This is a genomic window from Arthrobacter sp. L77 (assembly GCF_000816565.1).
GTDB classification, from domain to species: domain Bacteria; phylum Actinomycetota; class Actinomycetes; order Actinomycetales; family Micrococcaceae; genus Arthrobacter_D; species Arthrobacter_D antioxidans.
In genome coordinates this window covers 141,353-166,705 of the sequence record NZ_JWSU01000004.1, presented here as the reverse complement: position 1 = coordinate 166,705, position 25,353 = coordinate 141,353, and the positions used below count along the sequence as shown (strand labels likewise).

Sequence of the window (25,353 nt, the reverse complement as noted above, 5' to 3'; positions counted from 1 at the left end):
CAGCACCCGTGACCTAGGATCGTTGCTGAGGGACACCAACAACCATCGATCACCGAAGAGTTGGCATGAAGAACCAGAACACGCTGTGGGAATCGCTCGGCCGCCTGTACCCGCACGTCAAGCCCATCGTTCCCCGACTGATCCTCGGGCTGCTGTGCGCGCTCGGCGCAAGCCTCATGGCGCTCGCGATCCCCCAGGTGCTGCGCGTCCTCATCAACGACGCCCTGGCCGAGGGCGGGTCCGCCCGTACGGTCTGGATCGCGTCCGGCGTCGTCCTGCTCCTCGGTGTCCTCGAGGCCACCTTCGTGGCCCTGCGACGCCAGTTCGTCATCACGCCGGCGACGACGGTCGAGACGAACATGCGCACGTCCTTCTACCGCCACCTGCAGAACCTGACCGTCGAGTTCCACGACCGCTGGGGCAGCGGGCAGCTTCTCTCCCGCGCCATGAGCGACCTCAACCTGATGCGGCGATGGATGGCCTTCGGGCTCATCATGCTGGTGGTCACGTCGCTGACCGTGGTGATCGGCGTCGTCATCATGTTCTTCATGAGCTGGGTACTGGCGCTGATCTTCCTCGCCGCCGCCGTGCCGCTGATGGTCTACGGCTACCGCTTCCGGACCTCCTACAGCCGTGTGTCCCGCAAGAGCCAGGACCAGGCCGGCGACCTCGCGACGACGGTCGAGGAATCCGTCCACGGCATCCGCGTCCTCAAGGCGTTCGGCCGCAGCCAGGAGGCCCTCGAGGACTTCGAGGAGCAGGCCGAGGAGCTCCGCCGGACCGAGATCTACAAGGCGAAGGCCCTCGCGAACTTCTCCATGGTCGTCACGCTGCTGCCCGAGCTCGCCCTCGGCGCGTCCCTCGTGGTCGGGGTGATGCTGGCCGCGAACGGCGACGTCAGCATCGGCGCCCTCGTGGCCTTCTTCGCGACCGCGGCCGCGGTGGCCGGCCCCGTCGAGTTCATCGGCCCGCTGCTCGCCATGACCTTCACGGCGAAGACGGCCATCGACAGGCACTACGAGGTCATGGAGTCGGAGAACACCATCACCGACCCGGCCACGCCCGTGCACCTCGAGGCGCCCCGCGGCGACGTCGTGTTCGACGCCGTCCACTTCCGCTACCCCGATGCGCAGGAGGACACGGGCGACGTGATCGACGGCGTCGACCTGACCCTCCGCGCGGGCGAGACCATGGCCCTGGTCGGGGTGACGGGGTGCGGGAAGAGCACGCTCCTGCAGCTCGTCCCCCGCCTGCACGACGTCACGGCCGGCAGCATCACGATCGACGGCGTGGACCTCAGGCAGTTCACGCTCGGCGAGCTGCGGACCCTCGTGGCGGTCGCCTTCGAGGACACCACGCTGTTCTCGAACTCGGTCCGCGACAACGTCCTGATGGGCTCCGACGCCACGGGCGCCGAGGCCGAGCGGATCCTCGCCGAGGCGCTCGAGGTGGCGCAGGCCCGGTTCGCGTACGAGCTGCCCGAGGGTCTCGACACGCTCATCGGCGAGGAGGGCCTCAGCCTGTCCGGGGGCCAGCGCCAGCGCATCGCCCTGGCCCGGGCGATCGCCGCGCAGCCGACCGTCCTGGTCCTCGACGACCCGCTGTCCGCGCTCGACGTCGCCACGGAGGAGCGCGTCGAGGTGGGCCTCCGCGCCATGCTCCGCGCCACCACGACGCTCATCGTGGCCCACCGGCCGTCCACCGTCGCCCTGGCCGACCGGGTGGCCCTGATGCAGGACGGGCGGATCGCCGACGTCGGCACGCACTCCGAGCTGCTCGCCCGCAGCGACCACTACCGCTACGTCATCGCCAGCCTCGACGACGAGGAGATCGCCCAGCTCGGGCGCACCGGCGGATCCACGCACGACGACGAGGAGGCGCTGGCATGAGCCGCACCACGGCAGCACCCGGCGAGGCGCCGAAGGACAGGGACGGGCAGGGGACCACCTCCGCCGGTGTCCTCAACGAGGACGACGTCCTCCTCGACCGGGCGCAGAGCAAGTCCGTGCGGTCGCGGTCCTTCCGCCTCCTCGGTTCGCTGATCCGGCCCAACCGCCGGCAGTTCATCTGGACCGTCCTGCTGGTCGTGATCTCGCAGGCGGCCCGGGTGGCCGGACCGGCGATCATCGCGTTCGGCATCGACCGCGCGCTGCCCGCCCTCATGGCGGGGGATCCCCGCCTGCTGTGGTTCGCCGGCGGCACCTACCTCCTGGCGGCCGTGCTCGCCTCGGTCCTGACGGCCGGGTACGTGCGGGCGACGGCGCAGCTGAGCCAGGCCATGCTGCTGGACCTCCGGGTGCGGGTCTTCCGGCACACGCAGCGCCTCAGCCTGGAATTCCACGAGAAGTACACTTCGGGGCGCATCATCTCCCGGCAGACCTCGGATCTCGAGGCGCTCCGGGAGCTGCTCGATTCTGGCGTGAGCTCGCTGGCGTCCGGGGCCGTCTTCATGCTGTTCACAGCGGTGACGATCGTCGCCCTCGACTGGCGGACGGGTTTGCTGATCCTGGCCGCGGCGATCCCCATGTTCCTCCTCGCCCGCTGGTACCAGAAGCACTCGCAGATCGCCTATCGGGAGTCGCGCGTGGTGTCGGCGAAGCTGATCGTCCACTTCATCGAGACGATGACCGGCATCCGCGCCGTCAAGGCGTTCCGCCGCGAGACGGTCAACGCCGACCGCTACGACGAGCTGGCGGAGGACTACCGCCGGGTCACGGTCCGCTCCATCAACCTCAACGGTGTCTTCCAGCCCGGGCTCGTGCTGATCGGCAACGTGACCGTCGCCGTCGTCCTCGTCTTCGGCGGCTTCCGGGTCCTCGGCGGGACGCTGGAGGTCGGGGCGCTGCTGGCGCTGCTGCTCTACAGCAAGCGGTTCTTCCAGCCCGTGGACCAGATGGCCATGTTCTACAACTCCTTCCAGTCCGCCGCCGCGGCGCTGGAGAAGGTCTCCGGCCTGCTCGAGGAGGTCCCCACCGTGCGCCCGCCGAAGCACCCGGTGTCCCTCCCCCACCCCCGCGGCGCCGTCGAATTCCGCGCCGTCGAATTCCGCTACGGCACCGGACCCGTGGTGCTGCCGCACCTGGACCTGACCATCGACGCCGGGCAGACCGTGGCCCTCGTGGGCCAGACGGGTGCCGGCAAGTCCACGCTGGCCAAGCTCATCGCGCGCTTCTACGACGTGTCCGAGGGCAGCCTCACGCTCGACGACGTCGACCTCCGCGACCTCGCGCCGAAAGACCTGCGGCGCGCCGTCGTCATGGTGACGCAGGAGGCCTTCCTGTTCAGCGGGTCCGTGGCGGACAACATCGCCCTCGGCAGACCCGAGGCCGGCCGCGAGGAGATCGTCGCGGCCGCCCGTGCCGTGGGCGCCGAGGAGTTCATCCTGGAGTTGCCCGAGGGCTTCGACACCGACGTCAACAAGCGCGGAGGGCGCGTCTCGGCGGGGCAGCGGCAGCTCATCAGCTTCGCCCGCGCATTCCTCGCCGACCCGGCCGTCCTCATCCTCGACGAGGCGACCTCGTCCCTGGACATCCCGAGCGAGCGCCTGGTGCAGGAGGGCCTGCAGAAGCTGCTCGGGAACCGTACGGCGCTGATCATCGCGCACCGGCTCTCCACCGTGGCCATCGCCGACCGCGTGCTCGTGGTCCACGACGGCCGGGTGGTGGAGGACGGGACGCCCGCCGAGCTCATCGGCGGCACGGGGCGCTTCGCGACGCTGCACGCGGCGTGGAAGGACTCGCTGGTCTGACGCCGGCCCGCGGAGCAGGTGCCGGTTTTCCTCGCCGCTGATCCTCCGCTATCCTTGGACAGTTGCTGTTCGGGAGGTCCGCCTCCCGCGAGCGGCATCGGGGTGTGGCGCAGCTTGGTAGCGCGCGTCGTTCGGGACGACGAGGCCGCAGGTTCAAATCCTGTCACCCCGACCAGAGAAAAGGAGAGGCCCGCCGGCAGCAGCCGGCGGGCCTCTTCTGTGTCGGTCAGGACCAGTGCTCCCGGACGGCGGGCGGCGCCGAGGAACCCGCCGCGTCCCGCCGGGCCCGGGTCAGCTGCGCGAGGTCCTCCGGGGCATCGATCTCCAGCAGGGCGCACGGACCGACCGTCCGCTGCCACCTCCGCGCGAAGGCCTCCGCGTCCGCCCGCCGCCGTCCGAGGAGGGCCGGGACGGGTAGGAAGCGGTCCCGCCGCGTGAGCAGGCGCGCGGCCCACAGGCCGAGCTGGAGGAGGGGCTGGTGGCGGACCCGTGCCGGGTCGCCGCGCTCGATCCGGAGGAGGAACCGCGGGCTGCGGACGGGGCCGAACAGTTCGGCGAGCGCCGTCGCGACGATGCGGCGCTCGGCGGGCGAGCCGCCGAGCACCTCGAGTTCGAACCGCGCGGTCAGGTCCTCGTTCCCCTCCGGTGCCACCCGGATGTCCCCTTCACCGAAGGCGGGGACGTGCCCGGCATCGTGCAGCGCATCGGCGACCGCCCGCACCACCCGGCGGTAGGCGGCGGTCGTGGTGAAGGCCTGCCGGGCCGCGAGGCCCACCTGCCGCACCAGCGGCCGGACGAGCCAACCCGCGAGGCCGAGCGCGAGGGCAGTGCCGGCGAGCCCCGCAGCGGGGTGGACCTGCCAGAGGGTCGCCAGCGGCCGGGCGACCTGCACCAGGACCGCACCCACGATGACGATGATCGCGGTGAGGATGAGCTGGAGCGTCCACCCGGTCCTGAAAGCCCGGGTGGACGCACGGCTCACGACGGCCGCCGCCCCCTCGCGGTCCGCGTAGGGCTCACCGATCCGCCACGACCGGTAGCTGTCCTCACGCGGGGGCAGCGCCGCCGCGGTGCTCTCGTTGAGGCCGGCTGCGGTCTGCCGCCGGTCCTTGCCCTCGAGGGCGCGCAGCCGGCCGGCCTGCTCCCCGGTGAGCGCGATCGGCAGTCCGCGGACCACCTGCGTGGAGTCCTCCCGCAGCAGTCCCCAGATGCGATCGTGCTTCCGCATCATCCGGCGGAGGTCGGGCGCGGATGCCAGGGCGATCCTCGCGGGGATCACGGCGGTGACCACCCAGTTGTGGGCCACTTTCCGCGGCCAGGCGGGGTCCAGCCGCAGGGTGCGTCCGCGCAGCTGCTGGGTGGACGACGACGTCGCGACAGCGGTGAGGTCGATCAGCGTGTTGGCGGCGGGGCAGTCCCACCCCTCTCCGAGCAGTCCGCGGGTGCCGACCACCACGCGCACCTCCCCCCGGGCGAGCAGGGCGGACACCGCGGCGACGACGGCCGCGGATCCCCGGCCCGCCGTGTCGAGGTCGAGCACGCCCGGGGAACCGTCCACGGGGGTCGGGGTGAGGTCGGCGTCGAGGGCCGCGGACAGCGCCGGGACGAGGACGGCGGCATCACGCGCGGCGATCCTGAGGTGCCGGGCGGTGACGAGTACCGGGCGCAGCGCCGCGAGTGTCGCGTCGCCGGCCACGGCGTCGAACACCCGCAGCGCACCCGCCGGGCGGCGGGCCGCGCCGCGCTTGTTCCCGTGGACCGCGAAATCGGCGATCACCACGGCGCGCACGAGGTGCCCGGTCGCCTGGCCGAGCTCGAGGCGGAGGATGTCGCCCACGGCGGCGTCCTTCGCCGCCGACGAGGCGAGCAGCGTGTCGATGGGGTCGCGGCCGCGCCGGACGCCGCGGTCCGTCAGGGTGTAGCCGAAGTCCGCCACCGTCCGCTTGATCCGCTGCCACTGGTCGGCGCGTGAGGGGTCGGGCAGCACCCGGTCCAGCGCGTAGCGGGCGAGCAGGCGGACGCTCTGCTCGGTGTCGGGTGGCGTGCGCAGGTCGGGGGGCAGCAGGCCGCGCAGCGGATGGTCCGGGGTGAGGTCGAGCAGCATCCGTGCGGCCGACTCGGCGAGGCCGAAGTCGCTCGCGAAGGCCCGCGCGAGGCGCTGCTCGGGGGGCTCGTCACCGCCGTCGGACGATGGCTGGAGGAGCGCTGTGAGGTGGGCGACGCCGTCGTCCCCGGCCAGCAGCTCCCGGATGAGGCCGGCCAGGCGGCGCTCGTGGTCGCGCAGGAACACGAGCTCGTCCTCGATCGGTTCCACGAACCAGACGTGGTCCCGGTAGGGCGCGAGGTTGCCCTCCTTGACCACGGCAGGGGTGGGCACCTCGTAGTCCACCTCGCCGAGCAGTCCGGCGTAGTTGTCGTAGGACCGCTTGTCCTCGACCGACGGCAGCGTGGCGGTCAGCCCGATCAGCAGGGGGGTCCGTCCGGCGTCGCGGATCCGCGAGGCGAGATACGCGACGACGAGCGCCCAGTGATCGAGCAGGTGGTGGCATTCGTCCAGGATGATGGTCTGCACGCCGTGCTCGACGAGGCGGTCCACGAGGGCGAGGGCGTTGGGGTGGAGCACGCGGGCCAGGAGGTCGGCGTCCTGCTGGGCGAACTGCCGCCGCAGCGTGCGGGACCGGCGTGTGACGCCGTCGCGGAACGCCGTCGGATTGGCCGCCCGGAGCGCCTCGATCCATGCGCCGGCCGCCGTCGCCGTGCGCCCGCCCGCCTCGAGTTCGCGGGCCCATTCGGCGACGGCCAGATCGGTGAGGGGGTTCCCTCCCTCGATCACGCTGAGCATCTGGTACGTCAGGACGGTCAGGTCGCCGAGCTCGTGCGGGTCCTCCGACACGGCGCCGGACGTACCCTCGAGTCCTTCCGCCGCCCGGGCCCATTGGGAGCGGATGGTCGCCGTGGGGGCCAGCGCGACCGCGCGGGCGCCGCGCCGCGCGGCGAGCAGCAGGCCGAGCAGGGTCTTGCCCGAGCCGGGCGGCGCCACGATGTGCAGGGGGTCCCCGGCGACGACCGGCACCCGCTCGAGCACGTCGGCCTGGTAGGTGCGCAACCGTCCGGTGAAGCGCCAGGCCGCCAGCGGCGTGGCCGGGACGGTGACGGTCTCCTCGAACTGCTGCATGGCTCTTCCTCCCCCGGGCGTCGTCGCCTGAGCGCGCCGACGCGCCGCACGCGGCGGGGCCGTGCGCGGCAGCCCCATCCTAGTGGGACCGGCAGGGGCGGCCGCTCCCGGCCGGTGGGCCCCGCGTGTCTCCGGCCGCGGTCAGCGCGCGGAGACCGTCACCACCTCGTAGCCGCCGGGATCGACGACGCCGAACTTCGCGTTGGCGAGTGCCAGCGTGTTGCCGAACAGTGCCACCGTCGTCGGCACCTCGAACAGCGGACTCGTGATGACGTCCTCGACCTCGCCGCGGGTCAGGTCCCTCGACAGGTCGATCCGGCTGATCTGGTTGCTGAAGTTCTGGACGGCGTACACGGTGTCCCCCTTGGCGAGGATGCCGTCCACGTTCGGCAGCGCGTCCGTCGCGATGTCCGCGCTGACGCCCGTCTCCGGATCCACGGTGTAGAGGGCCCGGTTCGCCGAGTGCGCGACGATCAGCGTCCTGCCGCGGTCCACCGACGTGATGCCGTTGAGGTTGAAGTCCCCCGTCAGCGCCTTCGCCGGGCCGGTCAGGGCGATCGTGTCGGGTTCCCCGAGCTCGCCGTCGTGGTCGACGGGGACGAAGTACAGCTCCGCGGCCTGTGAGTTGGTGAAGTAGGCGCCGTCCCGCGTGAGCGTGACGTCGTTGATGAACGCAGCGCCCGTGGCGAGCTGGACGTCGGCCACCTCCGCCCCGGTGTCGGTGTCGTAGACGTACGCCTGGCCCGTCGCGCCGCCCGCGACGAACAGGAGGTCGTTCCGCACGTCGGCCTTGAGGCCGACCGCGGCCCTGTCCTCGGGTGCGTCGATGAAGAGTTCCGCGGTCCCCTTGCGGAGGTCCCCGCGGAAGATGTCGCCGCGGCCGAGGTCTCCCGCATAGAACGTGGATCCCCTGCCCTTGGCGATGCCCTCGGCGGAGGATGCGCCGGGCAGCGGAATGGTGATGTCCTGCTGCCGATGGGAGGGCACCGACGTCGGGGGAGACGACGTCGGGGGTGCGGCCGCGGCGCCCGCCGCCGGTACCAGGAAGGCGGTCATGGCCAGGGCGGCGGCGCCGGCCGCGCGTCGGGTGGCGCTCGAACGGTGGGTGCTGTGCTGGGTGCTGTTCACGGTGCTCCTCGAGGGGTCGGCGCCGCTGGTCACCCTGAGGATCCGCACGGCGCTGGTCGAATGAAGCCGGGCCGACCGGCCGGACTGCAGGCCGGACCGAGACGACAACGATCCGCGCACGGGCATCGTCCCCGCGACCCGGCGTGGCGCCGGTCGGCTGCCGCCTCGGCGCCCGTCGTGCACGGCTGTCGCGGCCGGACGGCCGTGTCCCGTCGCGACGCGCCGCACAGGCGGCAGGCCGCTCCTGGGAGCCGGCACCGACGACGCGTCCGGACCGCCGGTGCCTCAGGCGAAGGTGCGGCCCGTCAGGCGCTCGTACGCCTCGATGTAGCGGGCGCGTGTGCGCTCGACGACGTCGGCGGGCAGCGCCGGCGGCTCCGACTGCCGGTCCCAGCCGGAGGCGTCGGATGTCAGCCAGTCCCGGACGAACTGCTTGTCGAACGAGGGCTGCGCCTGCCCGGGCGCGTAGAGGGCGGCGTCCCAGAAGCGTGAGGAGTCCGGCGTCAGCACCTCGTCGCCGAGGGTGATGCGGCCGGTGGCCGGGTCGAGGCCGAACTCCACCTTCGTGTCGGCGAGGATGATCCCGCGCTCCCGGGCGATCGACTCCGCCGCGGTGTAGATGTCGAGGGTGAGGGACCGCAGCTGGGCCGCGGCGTCATCGCCGACCGTCATGACGACGGCGTCGTAGGTGATGTTCTCGTCGTGCTCGCCCACCTCGGCCTTCGCCGACGGCGTGAAGAGTGCCGGCTCGAGCCGGGAGCCGTCCACCAGGCCCTCGGGCAGCGGCAGGGAGCAGACGGTGCGGGACTGCCGGTACTCCAGCAGCCCGCTCCCGGTGAGGTAGCCGCGGGCAATGCACTCGATCGGGTACATGACGAGCCGGCGGCAGATCATCGCCCGGCCCTCGACGGCGGCGGGCACGCCGCCGGCGGCGTCGGACGCGATCACATGGTTCGGGATGCCGCTGAGCCGCTCGAACCACCAGAGGCTGAGCTGCGTGAGCACGCGCCCCTTGTCGGGGATCTGGGTGGCCAGCACGTGGTCGTAGGCGCTGATGCGGTCGCTCGCGACCACGAGCACGACGTCGTCGCGCCCGTCCTCCGGCTCGTACAGGTCGCGGACCTTGCCGGAGTAGACATGCCGCCAGCCCGGCAGGTCGGGGTGCTCGGGCGCGAAGCTGCTCATGCGGTGGCCGCCGCGGGGCCCGTGACCGCGATCTCCGAGCGGGAGGCCTTCAGGGCGATGTCCGTGCGGGACTGCCCGCCCGCGAGGTCGATCCGGCCGAGGCTCTCGTAGGCGGTGGCCCGCGCGTCCGCGAGCGAGTCCCCGACCCCGACGACGGCCAGCACCCGGCCGCCGGAGCTCACCACCTTGCCGTCCCGCAGGGCGGTGCCGGCGTGGAGGACGTGCGCGCGCTCCACCTGCGCGGCCCTTTTCAGCCCGCGCACGCGCCGGCCCGTGACCGGGGCGTCGGGGTAGTTCTCGGAGGCGAGCACGACGGCGACGGCGGTCTCGGGCGACCAGTTGAGCGGGTCGATCTGGTCGAGGGCGCCCTTCGCGGCCGCGAGGAGCACCCCGCCCAGCGGTGTGGTCAGGCGCGCGAGGACGGCCTGCGTCTCGGGGTCCCCGAACCGTGCGTTGAACTCGATCACGCGCAGGCCGCGCGACGTGAGCGCCAGGCCCACGTAGAGGACGCCGGCGAAGGGCGTGCCGCGGTGCGCCATCTCGTCGATCACGGGCTGCGCCACGCGCGTGACGACCTCGTCCACGAGGCCGGCCGGCACCCACTCGAGCGGCGAGTAGGCGCCCATGCCGCCCGTGTTGGGACCCTGGTCGCCGTCGTGGATGCGCTTGAAGTCCTGGGCCGGTGCCAGCGGGACCACGGTGCGGCCGTCGGAGAGGACGAACAGGGAGACCTCGGGTCCGTCGAGGTACTCCTCGATGACCACGGTGCCTCCCGCCGCGAAGCACGCGGAGGCGTGGGCGCGGGCCTCGGCGAGGTCGTCGGTGACCACCACGCCCTTGCCGGCGGCGAGCCCGTCGTCCTTCACCACGTAGGGGGCGCCGAACGCGCAGAGCGCCTCGCCGGCTTCCTCGTCCGTGGCGGCGACGCGGGCCATCGCGGTCGGCACGCCGGCGGCGGCCATGACCTGCTTGGCGAAGGCCTTGGACGCCTCGAGCTGCGCGGCGGCCCGGGTGGGCCCGAAGACGGGGATCCCGGCGTCGAGCAGTGCGTCCGCGACGCCGGCGGCGAGCGGCGCCTCGGGTCCGATCACCACGAGGTCCGAGCCCAGCCGGCGGGCCAGCCCGACGACGACGGCGGGATCGTTCGCGTCGATGTCGTGGGTGGGGACGTCCTCGGCGATCCCGGCGTTGCCGGGGGCGGCCTGCACCTCCCGGACGAAGGGATCGGCCAGCAAGGCCCGGACGATGGCGTGTTCGCGGCCTCCGGGGCCCAGTACAAGAACCTTCACAGTTAGACAGCGTACTGGAGGGGCTCCCGGCCCGACACAGGATCGGCGCCTGTTACGGCGGCCCGCGCGACCCATACGGCCCACGGGCCTCTCCGAATACTTCCCATGAGCAACCTCTCGACGTCCCGCCGCGGCCTTCCCCTGCTCGCCGCGCTCGCCGGCATCATCGCCGCCGGCGTGGTGCTCGGCGTCGCCGAACTCGCCGGGGCCTTCTTCCGGGCCAGCGCCACCCCCGTCATCGCCATGGGATCCACCTTCATCGACTTCACCCCGCCGTGGATGAAGGACTTCGCGATCGCGACGTTCGGGACCGATGACAAGCTGGCGCTGCTCGTGGGCATGGGCATCACGATCGCACTGCTGGCGGCCGTCCTCGGCATCGTGGCGTTCCGGCGGTGGGCGCTCGGTGTCGCCGGGGTGCTGTTCATGGGGGCCGTCATCCTGGCCTGCGTCCTCACCCGCGCCGGAGCCTCCCTGCCCGACGCCCTCCCCACCGTCGTCGGCACGGCAGCGGGGCTGCTGGCGCTGCGCTGGCTGACCGCCCGCCTGCGCCATGCCGCCGTCGTCCCGTCCTCCGACGAGGCCGCGTCGGCGGACGCCGCCGGACGGACGGGCACCGCGATCACGGAGGCCGACGGGACCGACGGGGCCCGCACGGGGGCCGTGGCGACCGCTCCCCCGCGGTCCGGCGCCCCGGGCCCCGGTGCGACGTCGCGCCGCGGGTTCTTCGCCGCCGCGGGCGTCACCGCCGTCGTCGCTGCCGCGGCCGCCGGCGGGGGCCGGCTGCTGGCCGGGGCACGCAACAACGTCGCCGCCCTCCGGGACGGCCTGCAGTTCCCCGCGCCGGCCAGTCCCGCGCCGGCGCTGCCCGCGGGCGTCCAGTCGCCCGTGGCGGGCGTGACACCCTTCGTCACCCCGAACGGCGACTTCTACCGGATCGACACGGCGCTCAGCGTCCCGCAGCTCACCACCGACGACTGGGTACTCCGCGTGCACGGCATGGTGGAGGAGGAGTTCGAACTCTCGTTCCAGGACCTCCTCGACGCCGACCTCATCGAACGCCACATCACCCTCACCTGCGTCTCCAACCCCGTGGGCGGCTACCTGGCCGGGACCGCGAAGTGGCTCGGCTACCCGCTGCGCGACGTCCTCGCGCGGGCCAGGCCCCTGGCCGGCGCGGACATGGTCCTGTCCACGAGCTCGGACGGCTTCAGCGCCTCCACGCCCCTGCCCGTGCTGCAGGACGACCGCGACGCCATCCTCGCCGTCGCCATGAACGGCGAGCCGCTGCCCGTGGAGCACGGCTTCCCCGTCCGCATGGTGGTCCCCGGCCTGTACGGCTACGTCTCGGCGACCAAGTGGGTCGTGGACCTCGAGGTCACCCGCTTCGCCGACCGGACGGCGTACTGGACGGACCGCGGGTGGTCCGAGCTGGGCCCCATCAAGACGATGGCGCGCGTGGAGGTCCCGACGTCCTTCGCCCAGGTGGACGGCGGCGCCGTCATGCTCGGCGGCGTCGCCTGGTCCCAGCAGCGCGGCATCACCGCGGTCGAGGTCTCCGTGGACGGCGGTGACTGGGAACCCGTGGACCTCGCCGCCGAGGCCTCCGTGGACACCTGGCGCCAGTGGTCGCACGAGGTCTCGCTGGAGTCCGGGCTGCACACGGTCAGGGCGAGGGCCACCGACGCCGTCGACGGCCTCCAGACCGACGAGCGCGCGGACACCGTCCCGAACGGCGCGTCCGGCTGGCAGTCGGTGCAGTTCACGGTGAAGTGACCCCGGACCTGCGCCCACCGGATGACCGTCCTCTCCGGTGGGCGCAGTGGTGTCAACGGGGGATCCCCGCGGGCCGGCACAGCGGATGAGGAATACTGGGACCATGCCCTCCACTTTCACTACGGCTGACGCCGTGGACTTCGCCGTCCTCGAACGCAACGGTTTCATCGAGTCCCGCCACGTGGGGGCCGCCGTCGTTCTCGCCGCCGACGGCTCCGTGGTGACCGGACTCGGGGACATCACGAGCCCGATCTTCCCCCGGTCCACGCTCAAGCCGTTCCAGGCCCTGGCCAGCATGAAGGCGGGGGTCCCCCTGCGTGGACCCCAGGTGGCCCTCGCGGCGGCAAGCCACGTGGCCAGCAGGGAGCACATGGACGTGGTGCGGACCATGCTCGCCGCCGCCGGGGTCACCGAGGACCACCTGCAGTGCCCCGAGGACTGGCCGCAGGACGAGGAGGCCCGCAACGAGCTCGTCCGCAGCGGCAAGGGCAGGCAGCGCATCGCCTTCAACTGCTCCGGCAAGCACGCGGCCTTCCTGTGGGCGTGCACGGAGAACGGCTGGGACACCGACACCTACCTCGACCCCACCCACCCGCTGCAGCGCTCCGTGGCCTCCGTCATCGAGGAGTACACGGAGGAGTCGGTATCGGCCTGGGGTGTGGACGGGTGCGGTGCGCCCGTCGCCGCCGTCTCGCTGACGGGCCTCGCCCGCGGGATCGGGAAGATCGCGAAGGCGCCGTCGGACAAGCACGCGGACGCGCGCGCGGCGACGATCGCCACCGCGATGCTGGACTACCCCTGGGCGGTGCACGGCAACGGCATGGAGAACTCGGTGGTCATGGAGGACCTCGGTGTGCTCGCCAAGAGCGGGGCCGAGGGTGTCCTCGTCCTCGCCGCGCCGACCGGCGCGACCCTGGCCCTGAAGGTCCTCGACGGCAACGCCCGCGCGGCGACCCTCGTGGGCCTCACGCTCCTCGCCGCATCCGGCGCGATCGACGCCGAGAAGGTCGGGGCCACGCTCGAGAAGGTCGTCTCCCCGGTCCTCGGCGGGGGCCGCTCCGTGGGCAGCCTGCGCCTGGCCGCCCCGGTCCTGGCCCTGCTCGACTAGGAGCGGCAGCCCATGGCACGACGACGCATCACCGGTGAGGACGGCCGCCGCGCGCTGGCGCAGGTGGCGGACGGCTCGGCCGGCCGCCCCGAACTCGCCATGGCGGTGCGGTTCACCCTCGAGGAGCTCGCGGAGCTCGCGCCCGGCAACAGCGTCGAGGTGCGGGTCCCCCCGTTCGGCGTCACCCAGTGCGTCGAGGGGCCCCGCCACACCCGCGGCACGCCGCCGAACGTCGTCGAGACCGACGCCACCACCTGGCTCGCGCTCGTCACCGGGGCCACGGCCTGGCCGGACGCCGTCGCGGCGGGCAAGGTGGCGGCCTCCGGTCAGCGTGCCGACCTCAGCGCCTGGCTCCCCCTCGTCGGGCGCCCGTGAACGGTGACGCGCCCAGCGCCGACCTGACAGCGCCATCGGGCCCGTCACCCGTCGCNCCCGCCACGCTCCGGGGGCGGACCGCCGCGGCGGTCCGCCGACAGCCGCCCGGCGCCTGGCTGACCGGCCTCGCCGCCGCCCTCCTCTACACCGTCTTCTCCGTCACCCAGTGGAACCGGCTGGATGCACCGTCCTGGGATCTCGGGATCTTCACGCAGCTCGCGAAGGCCTACGCCGGCGTCGACGCGCCGATCGTCCCCATCAAGGGCGAGGACTTCAACCTCCTGGGTGACCACTTCCACCCGCTGCTCGTGCTGCTGGGACCCGCGTACGCGGTCGCGCCGTCGGGACTGACCCTCCTGATCGTGCAGAACCTGCTCTTCGGGCTGTCCGTGGCGGTCGTCGCCCGCACGGGCATGCGGCTCCTCGGGCCCGCCGCCGGGATCGCCGTGGGGATCGCCTACGCACTGTCCTGGGGACTGCAGTCCGCCGTCGCCGCGCAGTTCCACGAGATCGCGTTCGCCGTGCCGCTCCTGGCCCTCGGCCTCGAAGCCCTGCTGGCAGGGCGTGTGCTGCCCGCCGTCCTGTGGGGCGGCCTGCTCGTCTTCGTGAAGGAGGACCTCGGGCTCACCGTCATGGCCCTCGGGCTGGTGATCGCGTGGCGGCTCCGGTCGGTGGCCGGCCTGTGGCTCGCCGCCTGGGGGGCGCTGTGGCTGGTCCTCTCCGTGCGCGTGGTCCTGCCGGCGCTGAACGCCGCCGGCCAGTACGACTACTCGGACCGCATCGACGCCGGTGCGATGATCGCGGACCCCGCCGGCGCCGTCGTCGGCCTCCTCACTGGCACCGCGAAGCACGAGACGCTCCTGCTGCTCCTGCTCGCCGGCGGCGTCCTGTTCCTCCGCTCGTCGCTGAGCCTGGTGCTCCTGCCCACCCTGCTGTGGCGGTTCGCCTCCGGCCAGGAGGGGTACTGGGGTCCCGAGTGGCACTACAGCGCGGTCCTCATGCCCGTGCTCTTCCTCGGCCTGGTGGACGGCACGCACTCCCTCCGGAGCAACCGCCGCCGCTGGGTGCGGTCGGTGGCGCTGCTGGGGGTCCCCGCCGCCGTCGCCGCCTGCCTGGTCCTGCTACCGACCCAGAAGTTCGCCGTCCTCGCCGAGCCGGACACCTACCGGCAGTCCGCGCGCTGGGACGCCGCCCACCGCATGATGGGCCTCATCCCCGCGGGGGCCACGGTGGAGAGCGGCGTGGTCCTCATGGCGTACCTCGTGCCGGACACCCGCGTGTACTGGCTCGGCAACGCCAATCCCGCGCCCGACTACCTGATCGTCGACGCCGACGACTGGAGCTGGGGTGCAACCCGCCCGGCCGACGCCGAAGCCCACGCGGAGCAGCGTTTCCCGGGGACGGACTACACCCTCGCGTTCGACGAAGCGGGCTACCAGCTCGTCCGGCTGGAACGCTGACGCCCGGTAGCCTTAAACCATGACCTCCGAGCAGCCGCACACCTCCCCCGACCAGCCGGATCCGCGGGGCGACGATCGGGTGCCGGCGGACGGCCGGACCGCCCCCGGGGACCGCCCGACCGCCGGCCCTGACACACCGGTCCACGATGCCGATCCCGTCCAGCAGCCGTCGCCCGCGCCGGCCGCGCCGGCTGTCCGCGAGGTGACCGTCCGCCGGGCGCCGAAGTTCGTACCGTTCATGCTGGTCGGTGCGATCCTCGGTTTCCTCGCGGCCCTGGTGCTCGCCTATACCGGCCCGGAGGACCCGACCCTCACGCGTGAGTCCGTCCTCGGGTTCTTCACCGTGGCCTTCGCCCTGCCCGGGCTGCTCCTCGCCGCGCTGCTGGTGCTCGTCATCGACCGCCGCAGCGTCAGGCGTGCCGAGCGGGCACGGGCGGAGCGCACGGACGACGCCTGAGTCCCTCCACCGGCGGAGGCCGCTGCTTACACCCCGGGCCCGGGTGACGACAGTAGGGCGTGATGGGGGGAACCATCGAGCCGGAGAAGAGGACTGTGCCATGAAGGCATTCGCATGTGGAGATGTCGTACCGGGCTGCGAAGCCCGCTGGGTCTGCAGCACGGAGGACGAGGTCCTCGCCCGCGTGGGAGCGCACGCGGCGTCGGCGCACGGCCTGACCGAGATCTCGCCCGAGCTCGTCGGCGCGGTCCGCGGCAGCATCGTCGCCGTCTGATCCCGCTCCCGATGGAGGCGGTGGACCAGGCGGTGGACCAGGCGGTGGCCCCGCGGGAGAGTGCCGAGCTCGCGGCCGCCTGCCTCGGCGAGGGGATCACCTCCGCCTACCAGCCCATCATCGATACCGCCCGCGGCACGGTGGTGGGCTACGAGGCCCTGGTCCGCTTCCCGGGGTACGGCGAGGGGAATCCCGAGGTGTGGTTCGCCCGGGCGCGGCGCGAGGGGCGCGCGGCGGAGCTCGAGGCGGCAGCGCTCCGCAGCGCCTTCCTCCACCGGGGAACACTCCCGCAGAACTGCTTCCTCACCGTGAACGTCTCGCCCGCCCTGCTCCTCTCACCGCTGGTGCAGCAGGTGTGGGCCGAGCAGGGCGGCCTCGGCGGCGTCGTCGTGGAGCTGACGGAGCAGACGCCCATCGAGTCCTACCTGCAGCTGGAACCCCACCTGAACGCCCTGCGCGCAGCCGGCGCCATGATCGCCGTTGACGACGCCGGGTCCGGGTACGCGGGCCTGCAGCACCTGCTCGCGCTCCGGCCGTCCATCATCAAGATGGACCGGGAACTGGTGCGCGACATCGACGCCGACGAGGCCAAGCGGGCCCTCATGGAGATGATCGGGCTCTTCGCCGGCAGGGTCGACGCCTGGATCCTCGCCGAGGGCATCGAGCGGGTGGAGGAACTCGACACCCTCGCCGCCCTCGGGGTCCCCCTCGTGCAGGGGTACCTGCTGGGCCGGCCCGCTCCGCCCTGGCAGGACCTCGACCTCGACCTCGCGCTCCGCCTGTCCGCCCGGGTGCGCGACGCCGCCGCGTCGACGGTCCGCGGCGTCCTCGAACCGGCGGCGACCGCCCCCTCCCCCGGCGCGGCGGCAGCCCTGTTCACCCGGGACCCGGACCTCACCGACGTCGTACTCCTCGACGGGAGGCGACCGCAGGCGGTCCTCACCGAGGAGGCGGCGCGCCTGGGCATCGTCACCACCGGCCTGGTCGTCAACGTGGACACACCCGTCGACGAGGCCCTCGCCCGGTCCATCACCCGGGAGGCGGGCTCCCGCTTCGTTCCGCTCCTCGTGACGGACAACGCGGGACGATTCGTCGGCATCGCCCGGATGGAACGACTCATCGGAAAGCTCGCAGGCACGAAATAAGCGCCCCCGGAAGAAGGGCGGCACACCGTACCGTGAGAGAATGGCCGCATGCTGCGCGGCGACGGAACCCTCTCCCACGATCTTCTTCCCGGCGAAAAAGGACCCCAGGACGCCTGCGGCGTCTTCGGGGTCTGGGCGCCCGGCGAGGAGGTGGCCAAGCTCGCCTACTACGGCCTGTACGCGCTGCAGCACCGCGGCCAGGAGTCGGCGGGCATCGCCACGAGCGACGGCCGCCGGATCAACGTCTACAAGGACATGGGCCTCGTGTCCCAGGTCTTCGACGAGTCCACGCTCAACACCCTGACCGGGCACATCGCCGTCGGCCACTGCCGCTACTCCACCACCGGATCCTCGCACTGGGCCAACGCACAGCCCACCCTCGGCGCCACCGCGGCGGGCACCGTGGCCCTCGCCCACAACGGCAACCTCACCAACTCTGCCGAGCTCCACCAGATGGTCCTCGCGCGCCACGGCAAGCCCCGTGCCGGCGAGATGGCGCAGGGCAACACCACCGACACCGCCCTCGTCACCGCGCTCCTCGGCGGCGACGACGACCGCTCGCTCGAGCAGACGGCCCTGGCGCTGCTGCCGAGCATCCGCGGCGCGTTCTGCTTCGTCTTCATGGACGAGGGGACGCTCTACGCGGCCCGCGACACCTACGGCGTCCGCCCGCTCGTCCTCGGCCGGCTCGAGCGCGGCTGGGTGGTCGCCTCCGAGCAGGCGGCGCTCGCCACCGTCGGCGCGAGCTTCATCCGGGAGATCGAGCCCGGTGAGTTCATCGCGATCGACGAGGACGGCGTGCGCAGCAGCCGCTTCGGCTCCCCCACCCCCGCCGGCTGCGTCTTCGAGTACGTGTACCTGGCCCGGCCCGACGCCGCGATCGCCGGGCGCTCCGTGTACGAGGCCCGCGTGGAGATGGGCCGCCAGCTGGCCCGCGAGAACACGGCCGAAGCGGACATCGTGATCCCGGTCCCCGAGTCCGGGACGCCCGCCGCCGTCGGCTTCGCCGAGGAATCCGGCATCCCCTTCGCCCACGGCTTCGTGAAGAACGCGTATGTGGGCCGCACCTTCATCCAGCCCAGCCAGACGCTCCGCCAACTCGGCATCCGGCTCAAGCTCAACGCCCTCGAGTCCGTCATCCGCGGCAAGCGCATCATCGTGGTGGACGATTCGATCGTCCGCGGCAACACGCAGCGCGCCGTCGTCCGCATGCTGCGCGAGGCCGGTGCCGCCGAGGTCCACGTCAAGATCTCCTCGCCGCCGGTGCGGTGGCCCTGCTTCTACGGCATCGACTTCGCGTCCCGCGCGGAGCTCATCGCGAACGGCGCGGCGATCGACGAGATCAGCAAGTCCGTCGGCGCCGACAGCCTCGCCTACATCTCCGAGGACGGCATGATCGACGCCACGCAGCAGCCCCGCGAGCGCCTCTGCACGGCCTGCTTCACCGGGACGTACCCTATCGAACTGCCCGGCGACGACCGCCTGGGCAAGAACCTGCTCGAGCGCCTCGACCCGGCCGACCGCTCCGGCGCCGTGGGCTGCGACCCCGGGCCGGATGCCGAGTTCGAAGCCGTACTGACCGACGACGACAAGAAAGAGCGGGTATGAGCGCGCCCAACCCCATCACGTATGCCAGCGCAGGAGTGGACGTCGAGGCGGGTGACCGCGCCGTCGAGCTCATGAAGGACGCCGTCCGTGCCACGCACGGCGAGCAGGTCATCGGCGGGGTGGGTGGTTTCGCGGGGCTCTTCGACGTCTCCCGCCTCCTCACCTACACGCGGCCGCTGCTCGCGACGTCCACCGACGGCGTGGGCACCAAGGTCGCGATCGCCCAGGCCATGGACATCCACGACACGATCGGGTTCGACCTCGTGGGCATGGTCGTGGACGACATCGTGGTGGTCGGCGCGGAACCGCTGTTCATGACGGACTACATCGCCTGCGGGAAGGTGGTCCCGGAGCGCATCGCGGACATCGTGCGGGGCATCGCCGCCGGCTGCTCGGCGGCCGGCACCGCCCTGGTGGGCGGGGAGACCGCGGAGCACCCGGGGCTGCTCGGCGAGCACGAGTACGACGTCGCGGGAGCCGCGACCGGCGTGGTCGAGGCGGACCGCGTCCTCGGTCCCGAGCGGGTCCGGGCGGGCGACGTCGTGATCGGCATGGCCTCCTCCGGCCTGCACTCCAACGGCTACTCCCTCGTCCGCCGCGTCATCAACCAGGCCGGCTGGTCGCTGGACCGGCAGGTCTCCGAGCTCGGCCGGACGCTCGGCGAGGAGCTGCTCGAGCCCACGCGCGTGTACGCCTCGGACTGCCTCGCGCTGGCACGGAACGACGCCGCGCAGGTGCACGGTTTCAGCCACGTCACCGGTGGCGGGCTCGCGGCGAATCTGGCCCGGGTGCTGCCCCGCGGACTGGAAGCCACCGTGGACCGCTCCACCTGGGGCCTCCCCCCGATCTTCACGATCGTCGCGCAGCTCGGTTCCGTCCCGCTGCCGGACCTCGAGCGCACCCTCAACCTCGGCGTCGGCATGGTCGCGATCGTCGGGGCCGCGGGCGCCGACGCCGCCCTGGCGCAGCTGAATGCGGCGGGTGTCCCGTCCTGGGTCATGGGCAGCGTGCAGGTCGCGGGCGGCGGGAGCACCGACGGAGCGGACTACGTCCAGGGCGCCAAGGGCGTGGACGGCGGCTCCGTGCGGCTCCTGGGCGCCTACGCCTCCTGACCCCGGTCACTCCCGACGACGAAGCCCCTGCCCTCCGGAGAGGACAGGGGCTTCGTCGTGCTGCCGGGGAGTGCCGTGGGACCGTCAGGGCTTCCCGGGCTGCTTGCGGGTCACGACGACGTCGAACGAGCCGGTGCGGGTGTTGCCCGCCTCGTCCGTGGCGGTGCAGGTGACCGTCGTGACACCGATGACGAAGCGTGAGCCCGGTGCCGGATCGCAGTCCAGCGGGACCGCGCCGTCGAGGGTGTCGATAGCGGACGGCAGGGCGTACTTCACCTTCGCGCCGCTGGCACCGTTCGACACCGCCTGCTCGTCGGACCGGTCCGCGATCCGGGGCGGCAGGACGTCGGCCGGCCGCGCGGGCAGGCGTGACGGGTCGACGATGCCCCAGTAGGCCGGGGTGGCCTGCAGCTCGTCGTCGAACGGGAGGGGCTGCTCCCAGGGCCGGGGCATCGGCCAGGTCCGCAGCCAGGTGCGGGCGTTGCTGATGCCCCAGAAGGTCACCGAGTCCACGGACTCGTCGTGCTCCCGCAGCATCGCGAACAGGTCGCGGTAGTAGTAGCCCACCTCGGCCGCCGCGTCCGCGTCGTCCTCGAACGCCGGACTGTACGGATCCTGCGGGGCGCCACTGACATCGGCGCCCTGGTTCTCCGTGGAGGCGTTCACGTCGAGCTCGGTGATGGCCTGCAGCAGCTCCGGGTTCAGGCGCTCCACCGCCACGATGGAGTCCTCGAGCCACTCCACCGGCCGGGCGACGTCCACGTGGGCCTGGTGGCCCACCCCGTCGATCGGTACGGCGCGTGCCTCGAGCGCACCGATCAGCGAGAGATAGTCGGCGCGCTTCTCCGGCATCTCGGTGTTGTAATCGTTGATGAACAGGGCCGCGTCGGGGAAGTAGTGGTCGGCGAGGCGGAAGGCCTCGTCCACGAACCCCTCGCCGAGGACCTGGAACCACCGGCTGTCCCGCATGTCGTGCGGATTGGCGGTGTCACCGTCGGCGATGACCTCGTTGACGACGTCCCACGCCCAGACGGGGCTGTCCCCGTCGGGGTAGCGGGCGTCGATGTGGTCGGCGATGCCCTTGATATGGGCTTCCATGCGGGCCTTCAGCAGGGCCTGGTCGGCGGGGCTGTCGGTCAGGTCGCGCGTCCCGTCCCTGAAGAACCAGGCCGGGGTCTGCGAGTGCCAGGCCAGGACGTGCCCGTAGACCTCGACGTCGTTCGCATCGGCGAAGTCCAGCAGCTGGTCCAGCTGCGTGAAGGCGAACCGGCCCTCGACCGGCTGCACGCTCTCCGGTTTGCCCGCGTTCTCCGGGGTGACGGCGTTGTAGTGCTGACGGAGGAGGTCGGCGGCCGTCCCCACGGTCTCCCGTGCGTCGATGGCCACCCCGACGTGCTCGATCCCGTCGGCCCCGAGGACGTCCTTCAGCCCGGGGAGGTCCGTCTGGACGGGCTTCTCGACGATCGGCGCGAGGCTGAAGTCGTCGAGGAGGAAGTCGGTGCCCACCGGGCCCTCGACGTACACCTGGGCCCTGTCCGCCGCGGCCCCGAGCGTGTAGGTGCCCCTGAGCTGTGTCCAGCCGTCGGCCGAGACGGTCGCCGCGGCGCCGGCCACGCCCTCGTAGGCGCTTCCCGCACCGTTGTCGCGCTGCACGGAGACCTTGAGGGAGGCGGGAGCCTCCCCCGGGGCGAGCTTCGCCCACACGGAGACCTCCACGGCCGTGCCCACGGGCAGTCCTGCGGTCACGTCGAGGGCGGCGCCGTGCCAGGGCTGGGTGCGGTCGGTGACGAGCAGGCTGCCCGTCCCGGTGCGCGCGTCGGTGCCGGGAGTGACCTGGACGCCGTCGCCCCGAGCCGCCCAGCCGTCGGCGCCGGTCTCGAAGCCGCTCGTGATCGTCGTGGCGACGCCGGCACCGCCGCGCGGGAGGGTGAACGTCCAGCCCTCGGCGAGCTTCTCGTTCACGACCGTCGTCACGGCCCGGACCGTCGTGGTGCGGTCCCCGCCGCCGTCGTGTGCGAGCACCACGGCTCCGGGGGTGAACGCCCCGCGGAGGTTCGCCGTGAGGGTGGCCTCGCTGAGATCGTTGCCGTCCCAGTCGGCGATGACGTTCCCGAGGCCGAGCGGCTGCATGCCGAGTGCTGCGGCCACCTCGCCGGTGGCGCCCCAGCTGCCGTTGGGTGCCCTGAAGTACGGCACCTGCAGGGCGGGATCGCCCGCGGCGTCACGGATGATGCGCAGGTTCTCCGTGAGGTCGGCCTCGATCTGCGCGCGGCTCCACGACCCCATGTCCGCGAAGGACGTGCCGTGGTTGCACACCGTGTGCCCCTCGGCGACGATGCGCCGCAGCAGCGCGGCCCCGCCGTCGGCCCGCACGTTCTGGCCGATGACGCAGAAGGTCGCGGTGATGCCCTTGTCCTTCAGCAGGTCGAGGACCGCGGCGGTCTCGCCCGGGTTGGGGCCGTCGTCGAAGGTGAGGGCGACGGCGTTCCCGGCGCCGCGGGCTGCAGCGAGAGGGGTGGCCGTGGGGTTCGTGGCGCCGCCCGGGACGAAGGCGGGATCCGGGGTTGGCTGCCAGGCGCCGCCGTCGCCCGGCCCGGCGGTGCCGGTGATCACGACGTCGTCCACGAGGTAGTCGTACGGTGCACCGAGGTCTCCCGTTCCGAGGTAGGCACGCAGCGTGGCCGGATCCGCACCGGTGGGGGCGGTGAACGTCCCGCTCACCGTGGTCCACGCATCGGCGGTGACCGTGGTGTTCCCTACCCAGCTGTACGCGGGTTCGACGACGAAGCGCGCCGACGTCGTCATCCCGGCTGCGGCGAGCTTCACCTGCGCGGAGAAGGAGTAGGTGCCACCGGCCTGCAGGAGGTCGGCCGGCGTCTTCACGCCGTCGTAGTCGTTGGTCCTGCCCTTGACCAGCAGCGCCTTGTCGCCGTCGGCGTCGACCACCGACAGCGTGGCTCCGCCGTTCTGGACCAGCGGCCCGAAGGCGCCGTCCTCGAAGTCCTCGCTGAGGAGCACCGCGGGCTCCTCGGCGTTCGCCGCGGGCAGCGCCAGGGCGCCGGCTCCGGCCACCAGGCCGACGGCCGTGGCGCCCGCGATCAGACAGCGTCGTCTCATGGTTCTTCCTGTCCTGTGGTCCATCACGGATCAGCGGTTGCCGCGACCGGGGGACGCCTGTTCCAGGGTGTCCTGCAGCGCGTAGTAGGCCGGCTTGCGGGTGAAGTCGTTCCACATGACGGTCGCCTCGCCCTCACCGCTGAAGAACACGGGCACCCAGGAGTACTTGTCGGTGAAGCCCCAGATGGTGAAGGAATTGCACTCGTCGACACTCACGCACGCGTCCAGGGCGCGCTGGTAGTAGCTCGCCTGCGTCGCGAGCTGGGCGTCCGTCGGCGAGGTCCCCGCCGCGACGTCCATGCGTACGTCGATCTCGGTGATCGCCGTCTCGAGGCCCAGGTCGTCGAAGCGCTGCAGGTTGTCCTGCAGGTCGCCCGGGAATCCGTAGCGCGTGCTCAGATGGCCCTGGATGGCGAAGCCGTCCACCGGGACACCCTGGGCCTGCAGCCGCGGGATCAGTTCGAGGTAGGCGTTGCTCTTCGCGTTGATGCCCTCCACGCCGTAGTCGTTGAAGAACAGCTTGGCCTTGGGATCCGCCTCGTGCGCCCAGCGGAACGCATCGGCGATGATCTCCGGGCCGAGCTCGCGGATCCAGATGTTGTCCGTGGTGCGCAGGGTCCCGTTGTCGTTGAAGATCTCGTTGGCGACGTCCCACTGCTGGATCTTCCCCGCGTACCGGCCCACCACGGTCTGGATGTGGTCCTTGAGGATGGCGCGCAGCTCGTCCTTCGTGAAGTCGCCCTCCTCGAGCCAGGCGGGGTTCTGGCTGTGCCAGAACAGGGTGTGGCCGCGGACCACCTGCTTGTTCTCCTGGGCGAACTGCACGATCGCGTCCATCTCGGCGAACCGGTAGGTGCCCTGCTCCGGGTGGACGAACTCCCACTTCAGCTGGTTCTCGGGCGAGACCGAGCTGAACTCCGCCGCGAGGCGCTCCCGGTACTCCTGGTCGAAGGTGAAGGGATCCGGGTAGGGCTGCGTCTCGTGGTGGCCGCCGCCGGCGACGGCCGTGCCGATCCTGAGGTCCTGCGGAGCCACCCAGCGGAGGGTGTCCTTCTTCTCGATCCCGTGGGGGCGGGGCGGCTGGTGCTGCGCCGCGAGCGCGGGCGCCGCCGCGGGAAGGACCAGGGCGGACACGAGGACTGCCGCGGCGATGGATGAACGAACCTGCATGAGCTCTCCTTTGAGGTACGTGAGGAACGGAGCCGATCCGACGATCGGATGTTTCCGGAAGTTTCCGGAAATACCGTTGCTGTAGGTTAGGAACACCGCGCCGGGAAGGTCAAGGGTGCGGCGGTTTTCGACCCCGGAGATGCCCTGCTGCAGCGTCGGGGCTTCCCCAGGAGGACGTCATGCAGGACAATGCCCACCCCGCGGTGACGATCTCTGCCATCGCCTCCGCGGCGGGCGTGTCGGTCCCCACGGTGTCCCGCGTCCTCAACGGACGGTCCGACGTCGCCCCCGCGACGCGCGAGCGGGTCGAGGTCCTGCTGCGGGAGTACGGTTACCGGCGACGCGGCGCGGGGCGGCCGGCCGCGGCCGGCCTGGTGGACCTGGTGTTCAACGATCTCGACAGCCCCTGGGCGGTCGAGATCATCCGCGGCGTCGAGGAGTCGCTGAACACGGAGGGCCTGTCCGTGGTGGTCTCCGCGATCCACCGCCGCGGCGGCAGCGACTCGACCCGCAAGTGGCTCGACACCCTGGGGGCCCGCGCGAGCGACGGCGCCATCCTCGTCACGACGGACCTCGATTCCTTCCTGCATGCCGAACTGCAGCGCCTCAACCTGCCCCTCGTCGTCGTGGACCCGGCCGGTGTACCCGATCTCGAGGTACCGACCATCGGGGCGACCAACTGGACGGGCGCCGTCACCGCGACCGAGCACCTCCTCCAGCACAACCACCGCCGGATCGGGTTCGTCGCCGGCCGCCCCGGACTCTGGTGCAGCAGGGAACGCCTCGACGGCTACCGGGCGGGGCTCGACGCCGCCGGTATCGCCGTCGACCCGGAGCTCATCATCGGCGGGGACTTCGACTACGCCTCCGGATTCTCCGCCGGAACGGAGCTCCTCGCGCGGACCGACCGGCCCACCGCGATCTTCGCTGCGAGCGACCAGATGGCCCTCGGGGTGTACGAGGCGGCACGCCAGCAGGGACTGCGGATCCCGGACGACCTCAGCGTGATCGGCTTCGACGACCTCCCCGAGGCCGGCTGGGCCTCGCCTCCCCTCACCACCGTGCGCCAGCCCCTCTCCGAGATGGGGAGCCTCGCGGCCCGCACGCTCGTCCGCCTCATCCGCGGCGAGGCGGTCGAGAGCCCGCGGATCGAGCTCTCCACGCGGCTCGTCCAGCGGGCCAGCGTCCGCGCGCTGCACCCTTAGGGCGCTCGGCACAAGGAGGAC

At 72.3% G+C, this 25,353-nt stretch carries 18 protein-coding genes and 1 tRNA gene; 13 read left to right on the top strand and 6 right to left on the bottom strand.

Annotation, left to right across the window (positions count from 1 at the left end):
• Positions 1-65: 65 nt before the first annotated feature.
• The 3 genes from RY94_RS03310 (at position 66) to RY94_RS03300 (ending at position 3,923) form a co-directional block, all read left to right on the top strand.
• Positions 66-1,889, top strand: a complete 1,824-nt coding sequence (locus RY94_RS03310) for an ABC transporter ATP-binding protein (RefSeq protein ID WP_052273884.1) — start codon at positions 66-68, stop codon at positions 1,887-1,889.
• Positions 1,886-3,748 (top strand): ABC transporter ATP-binding protein, encoded by a 1,863-nt coding sequence (locus RY94_RS03305; protein ID WP_043441785.1) that lies wholly within the window; start codon positions 1,886-1,888, stop codon positions 3,746-3,748. The genes RY94_RS03310 and RY94_RS03305 overlap by 4 nt, the downstream gene beginning before the upstream one ends.
• A 98-nt stretch (positions 3,749-3,846) precedes the next feature.
• Positions 3,847-3,923 (top strand) — tRNA-Pro (locus RY94_RS03300).
• Between the two features lie 51 nt (positions 3,924-3,974).
• Here the strand turns inward: RY94_RS03300 and RY94_RS03295 are convergent.
• The 4 genes from RY94_RS03295 to purD form a co-directional block, all read right to left on the bottom strand.
• Positions 3,975-6,923 (bottom strand): DEAD/DEAH box helicase family protein, encoded by a 2,949-nt coding sequence (locus RY94_RS03295; RefSeq protein WP_052273883.1) that lies wholly within the window; start codon positions 6,921-6,923, stop codon positions 3,975-3,977.
• Between the two features lie 141 nt (positions 6,924-7,064).
• Positions 7,065-8,051, bottom strand: coding sequence for a hypothetical protein (locus RY94_RS03290; protein WP_043443418.1), 987 nt, complete (start codon positions 8,049-8,051; stop codon positions 7,065-7,067).
• Positions 8,052-8,336: 285 nt separating this feature from the next.
• Positions 8,337-9,236 carry a phosphoribosylaminoimidazolesuccinocarboxamide synthase gene (locus tag RY94_RS03285; RefSeq protein ID WP_043441782.1) on the bottom strand — a complete coding sequence of 300 codons (900 nt, stop codon included), beginning with the start codon at positions 9,234-9,236 and terminating at the stop codon, positions 8,337-8,339.
• Positions 9,233-10,525: a phosphoribosylamine--glycine ligase gene (gene purD / locus RY94_RS03280; protein WP_043441780.1), complete on the bottom strand. Its 1,293-nt coding sequence runs from the start codon at positions 10,523-10,525 to the stop codon at positions 9,233-9,235. Before purD ends, RY94_RS03285 begins: the two co-directional genes overlap by 4 nt.
• Before the next feature lie 105 nt (positions 10,526-10,630).
• Between purD and RY94_RS03275 the strand changes: the two genes are divergently transcribed.
• The 9 genes from RY94_RS03275 to purM all read left to right on the top strand — a co-directional run bounded on the left by RY94_RS03275 (position 10,631) and on the right by purM (position 19,840).
• On the top strand, positions 10,631-12,301 hold the full coding sequence (locus tag RY94_RS03275) for a molybdopterin-dependent oxidoreductase (protein ID WP_043441778.1): 1,671 nt from the start codon (positions 10,631-10,633) through the stop codon (positions 12,299-12,301).
• Between the two features lie 103 nt (positions 12,302-12,404).
• Positions 12,405-13,409 carry an asparaginase gene (locus tag RY94_RS03270; protein ID WP_043441777.1) on the top strand — a complete coding sequence of 335 codons (1,005 nt, stop codon included), beginning with the start codon at positions 12,405-12,407 and terminating at the stop codon, positions 13,407-13,409.
• 12 nt (positions 13,410-13,421) lie between these two features.
• The gene (locus RY94_RS03265; RefSeq protein WP_043441776.1) at positions 13,422-13,784 is read left to right on the top strand and encodes a sterol carrier family protein; all 363 of its coding nucleotides are present in this window, start codon (positions 13,422-13,424) and stop codon (positions 13,782-13,784) included.
• Complete coding sequence (locus tag RY94_RS03260; protein ID WP_052273881.1) at positions 13,781-15,244, top strand: DUF2079 domain-containing protein; 1,464 nt, start codon at positions 13,781-13,783, stop codon at positions 15,242-15,244. The genes RY94_RS03265 and RY94_RS03260 overlap by 4 nt, the downstream gene beginning before the upstream one ends.
• A gap of 19 nt (positions 15,245-15,263) precedes the next feature.
• Positions 15,264-15,701 carry a hypothetical protein gene (locus tag RY94_RS18300; protein ID WP_231554395.1) on the top strand — a complete coding sequence of 146 codons (438 nt, stop codon included), beginning with the start codon at positions 15,264-15,266 and terminating at the stop codon, positions 15,699-15,701.
• Positions 15,702-15,801: 100 nt separating this feature from the next.
• The gene (locus RY94_RS17090) at positions 15,802-15,975 is read left to right on the top strand and encodes a DUF1059 domain-containing protein (protein ID WP_082046019.1); all 174 of its coding nucleotides are present in this window, start codon (positions 15,802-15,804) and stop codon (positions 15,973-15,975) included.
• Positions 15,976-15,986: 11 nt separating this feature from the next.
• Positions 15,987-17,120, top strand: coding sequence for an EAL domain-containing protein (locus RY94_RS03250; RefSeq protein ID WP_043441774.1), 1,134 nt, complete (start codon positions 15,987-15,989; stop codon positions 17,118-17,120).
• Between the two features lie 48 nt (positions 17,121-17,168).
• Positions 17,169-18,728, top strand: coding sequence for an amidophosphoribosyltransferase (purF, locus tag RY94_RS03245; protein ID WP_043441771.1), 1,560 nt, complete (start codon positions 17,169-17,171; stop codon positions 18,726-18,728).
• On the top strand, positions 18,725-19,840 hold the full coding sequence (purM, locus tag RY94_RS03240) for a phosphoribosylformylglycinamidine cyclo-ligase (protein ID WP_043441766.1): 1,116 nt from the start codon (positions 18,725-18,727) through the stop codon (positions 19,838-19,840). Before purF ends, purM begins: the two co-directional genes overlap by 4 nt.
• An 84-nt stretch (positions 19,841-19,924) precedes the next feature.
• On the opposite strand, the gene RY94_RS17085 is transcribed toward purM, so the two are convergent.
• Positions 19,925-22,957, bottom strand: coding sequence for an endo-1,4-beta-xylanase (locus RY94_RS17085; RefSeq protein WP_197060581.1), 3,033 nt, complete (start codon positions 22,955-22,957; stop codon positions 19,925-19,927).
• Positions 22,958-22,987: 30 nt separating this feature from the next.
• Positions 22,988-24,127 carry an endo-1,4-beta-xylanase gene (locus tag RY94_RS03225; RefSeq protein ID WP_043441763.1) on the bottom strand — a complete coding sequence of 380 codons (1,140 nt, stop codon included), beginning with the start codon at positions 24,125-24,127 and terminating at the stop codon, positions 22,988-22,990.
• Between the two features lie 179 nt (positions 24,128-24,306).
• Between RY94_RS03225 and RY94_RS03220 the strand changes: the two genes are divergently transcribed.
• On the top strand, positions 24,307-25,332 hold the full coding sequence (locus RY94_RS03220) for a LacI family DNA-binding transcriptional regulator (RefSeq protein WP_043441762.1): 1,026 nt from the start codon (positions 24,307-24,309) through the stop codon (positions 25,330-25,332).
• The last annotated feature ends 21 nt before the right edge of the window (positions 25,333-25,353 follow it).

Excerpts from the sequence above, each read along its gene's own strand:
- RY94_RS03270 (WP_043441777.1), top strand. The coding sequence starts at position 12,405 with ATGCCCTCCACTTTCACTACGGCTGACGCCGTGGACTTCGCCGTCCTC.
- RY94_RS03310 (WP_052273884.1), top strand. The coding sequence starts at position 66 with ATGAAGAACCAGAACACGCTGTGGGAATCGCTCGGCCGCCTGTACCCG.
- RY94_RS03225 (WP_043441763.1), bottom strand. The coding sequence starts at position 24,127 with ATGCAGGTTCGTTCATCCATCGCCGCGGCAGTCCTCGTGTCCGCCCTG.
- RY94_RS18300 (WP_231554395.1), top strand. The coding sequence starts at position 15,264 with ATGACCTCCGAGCAGCCGCACACCTCCCCCGACCAGCCGGATCCGCGG.
- RY94_RS03275 (WP_043441778.1), top strand. The coding sequence starts at position 10,631 with ATGAGCAACCTCTCGACGTCCCGCCGCGGCCTTCCCCTGCTCGCCGCG.
- purF (WP_043441771.1), top strand. The coding sequence starts at position 17,169 with ATGCTGCGCGGCGACGGAACCCTCTCCCACGATCTTCTTCCCGGCGAA.
- RY94_RS03220 (WP_043441762.1), top strand. The coding sequence starts at position 24,307 with ATGCAGGACAATGCCCACCCCGCGGTGACGATCTCTGCCATCGCCTCC.
- purM (WP_043441766.1), top strand. The coding sequence starts at position 18,725 with ATGAGCGCGCCCAACCCCATCACGTATGCCAGCGCAGGAGTGGACGTC.
- RY94_RS03250 (WP_043441774.1), top strand. The coding sequence starts at position 15,987 with ATGGAGGCGGTGGACCAGGCGGTGGACCAGGCGGTGGCCCCGCGGGAG.
- RY94_RS03305 (WP_043441785.1), top strand. The coding sequence starts at position 1,886 with ATGAGCCGCACCACGGCAGCACCCGGCGAGGCGCCGAAGGACAGGGAC.
- RY94_RS17090 (WP_082046019.1), top strand. The coding sequence starts at position 15,802 with ATGAAGGCATTCGCATGTGGAGATGTCGTACCGGGCTGCGAAGCCCGC.
- RY94_RS03285 (WP_043441782.1), bottom strand. The coding sequence starts at position 9,236 with ATGAGCAGCTTCGCGCCCGAGCACCCCGACCTGCCGGGCTGGCGGCAT.
- RY94_RS17085 (WP_197060581.1), bottom strand. The coding sequence starts at position 22,957 with ATGAGACGACGCTGTCTGATCGCGGGCGCCACGGCCGTCGGCCTGGTG.
- RY94_RS03265 (WP_043441776.1), top strand. The coding sequence starts at position 13,422 with ATGGCACGACGACGCATCACCGGTGAGGACGGCCGCCGCGCGCTGGCG.
- RY94_RS03295 (WP_052273883.1), bottom strand. The coding sequence starts at position 6,923 with ATGCAGCAGTTCGAGGAGACCGTCACCGTCCCGGCCACGCCGCTGGCG.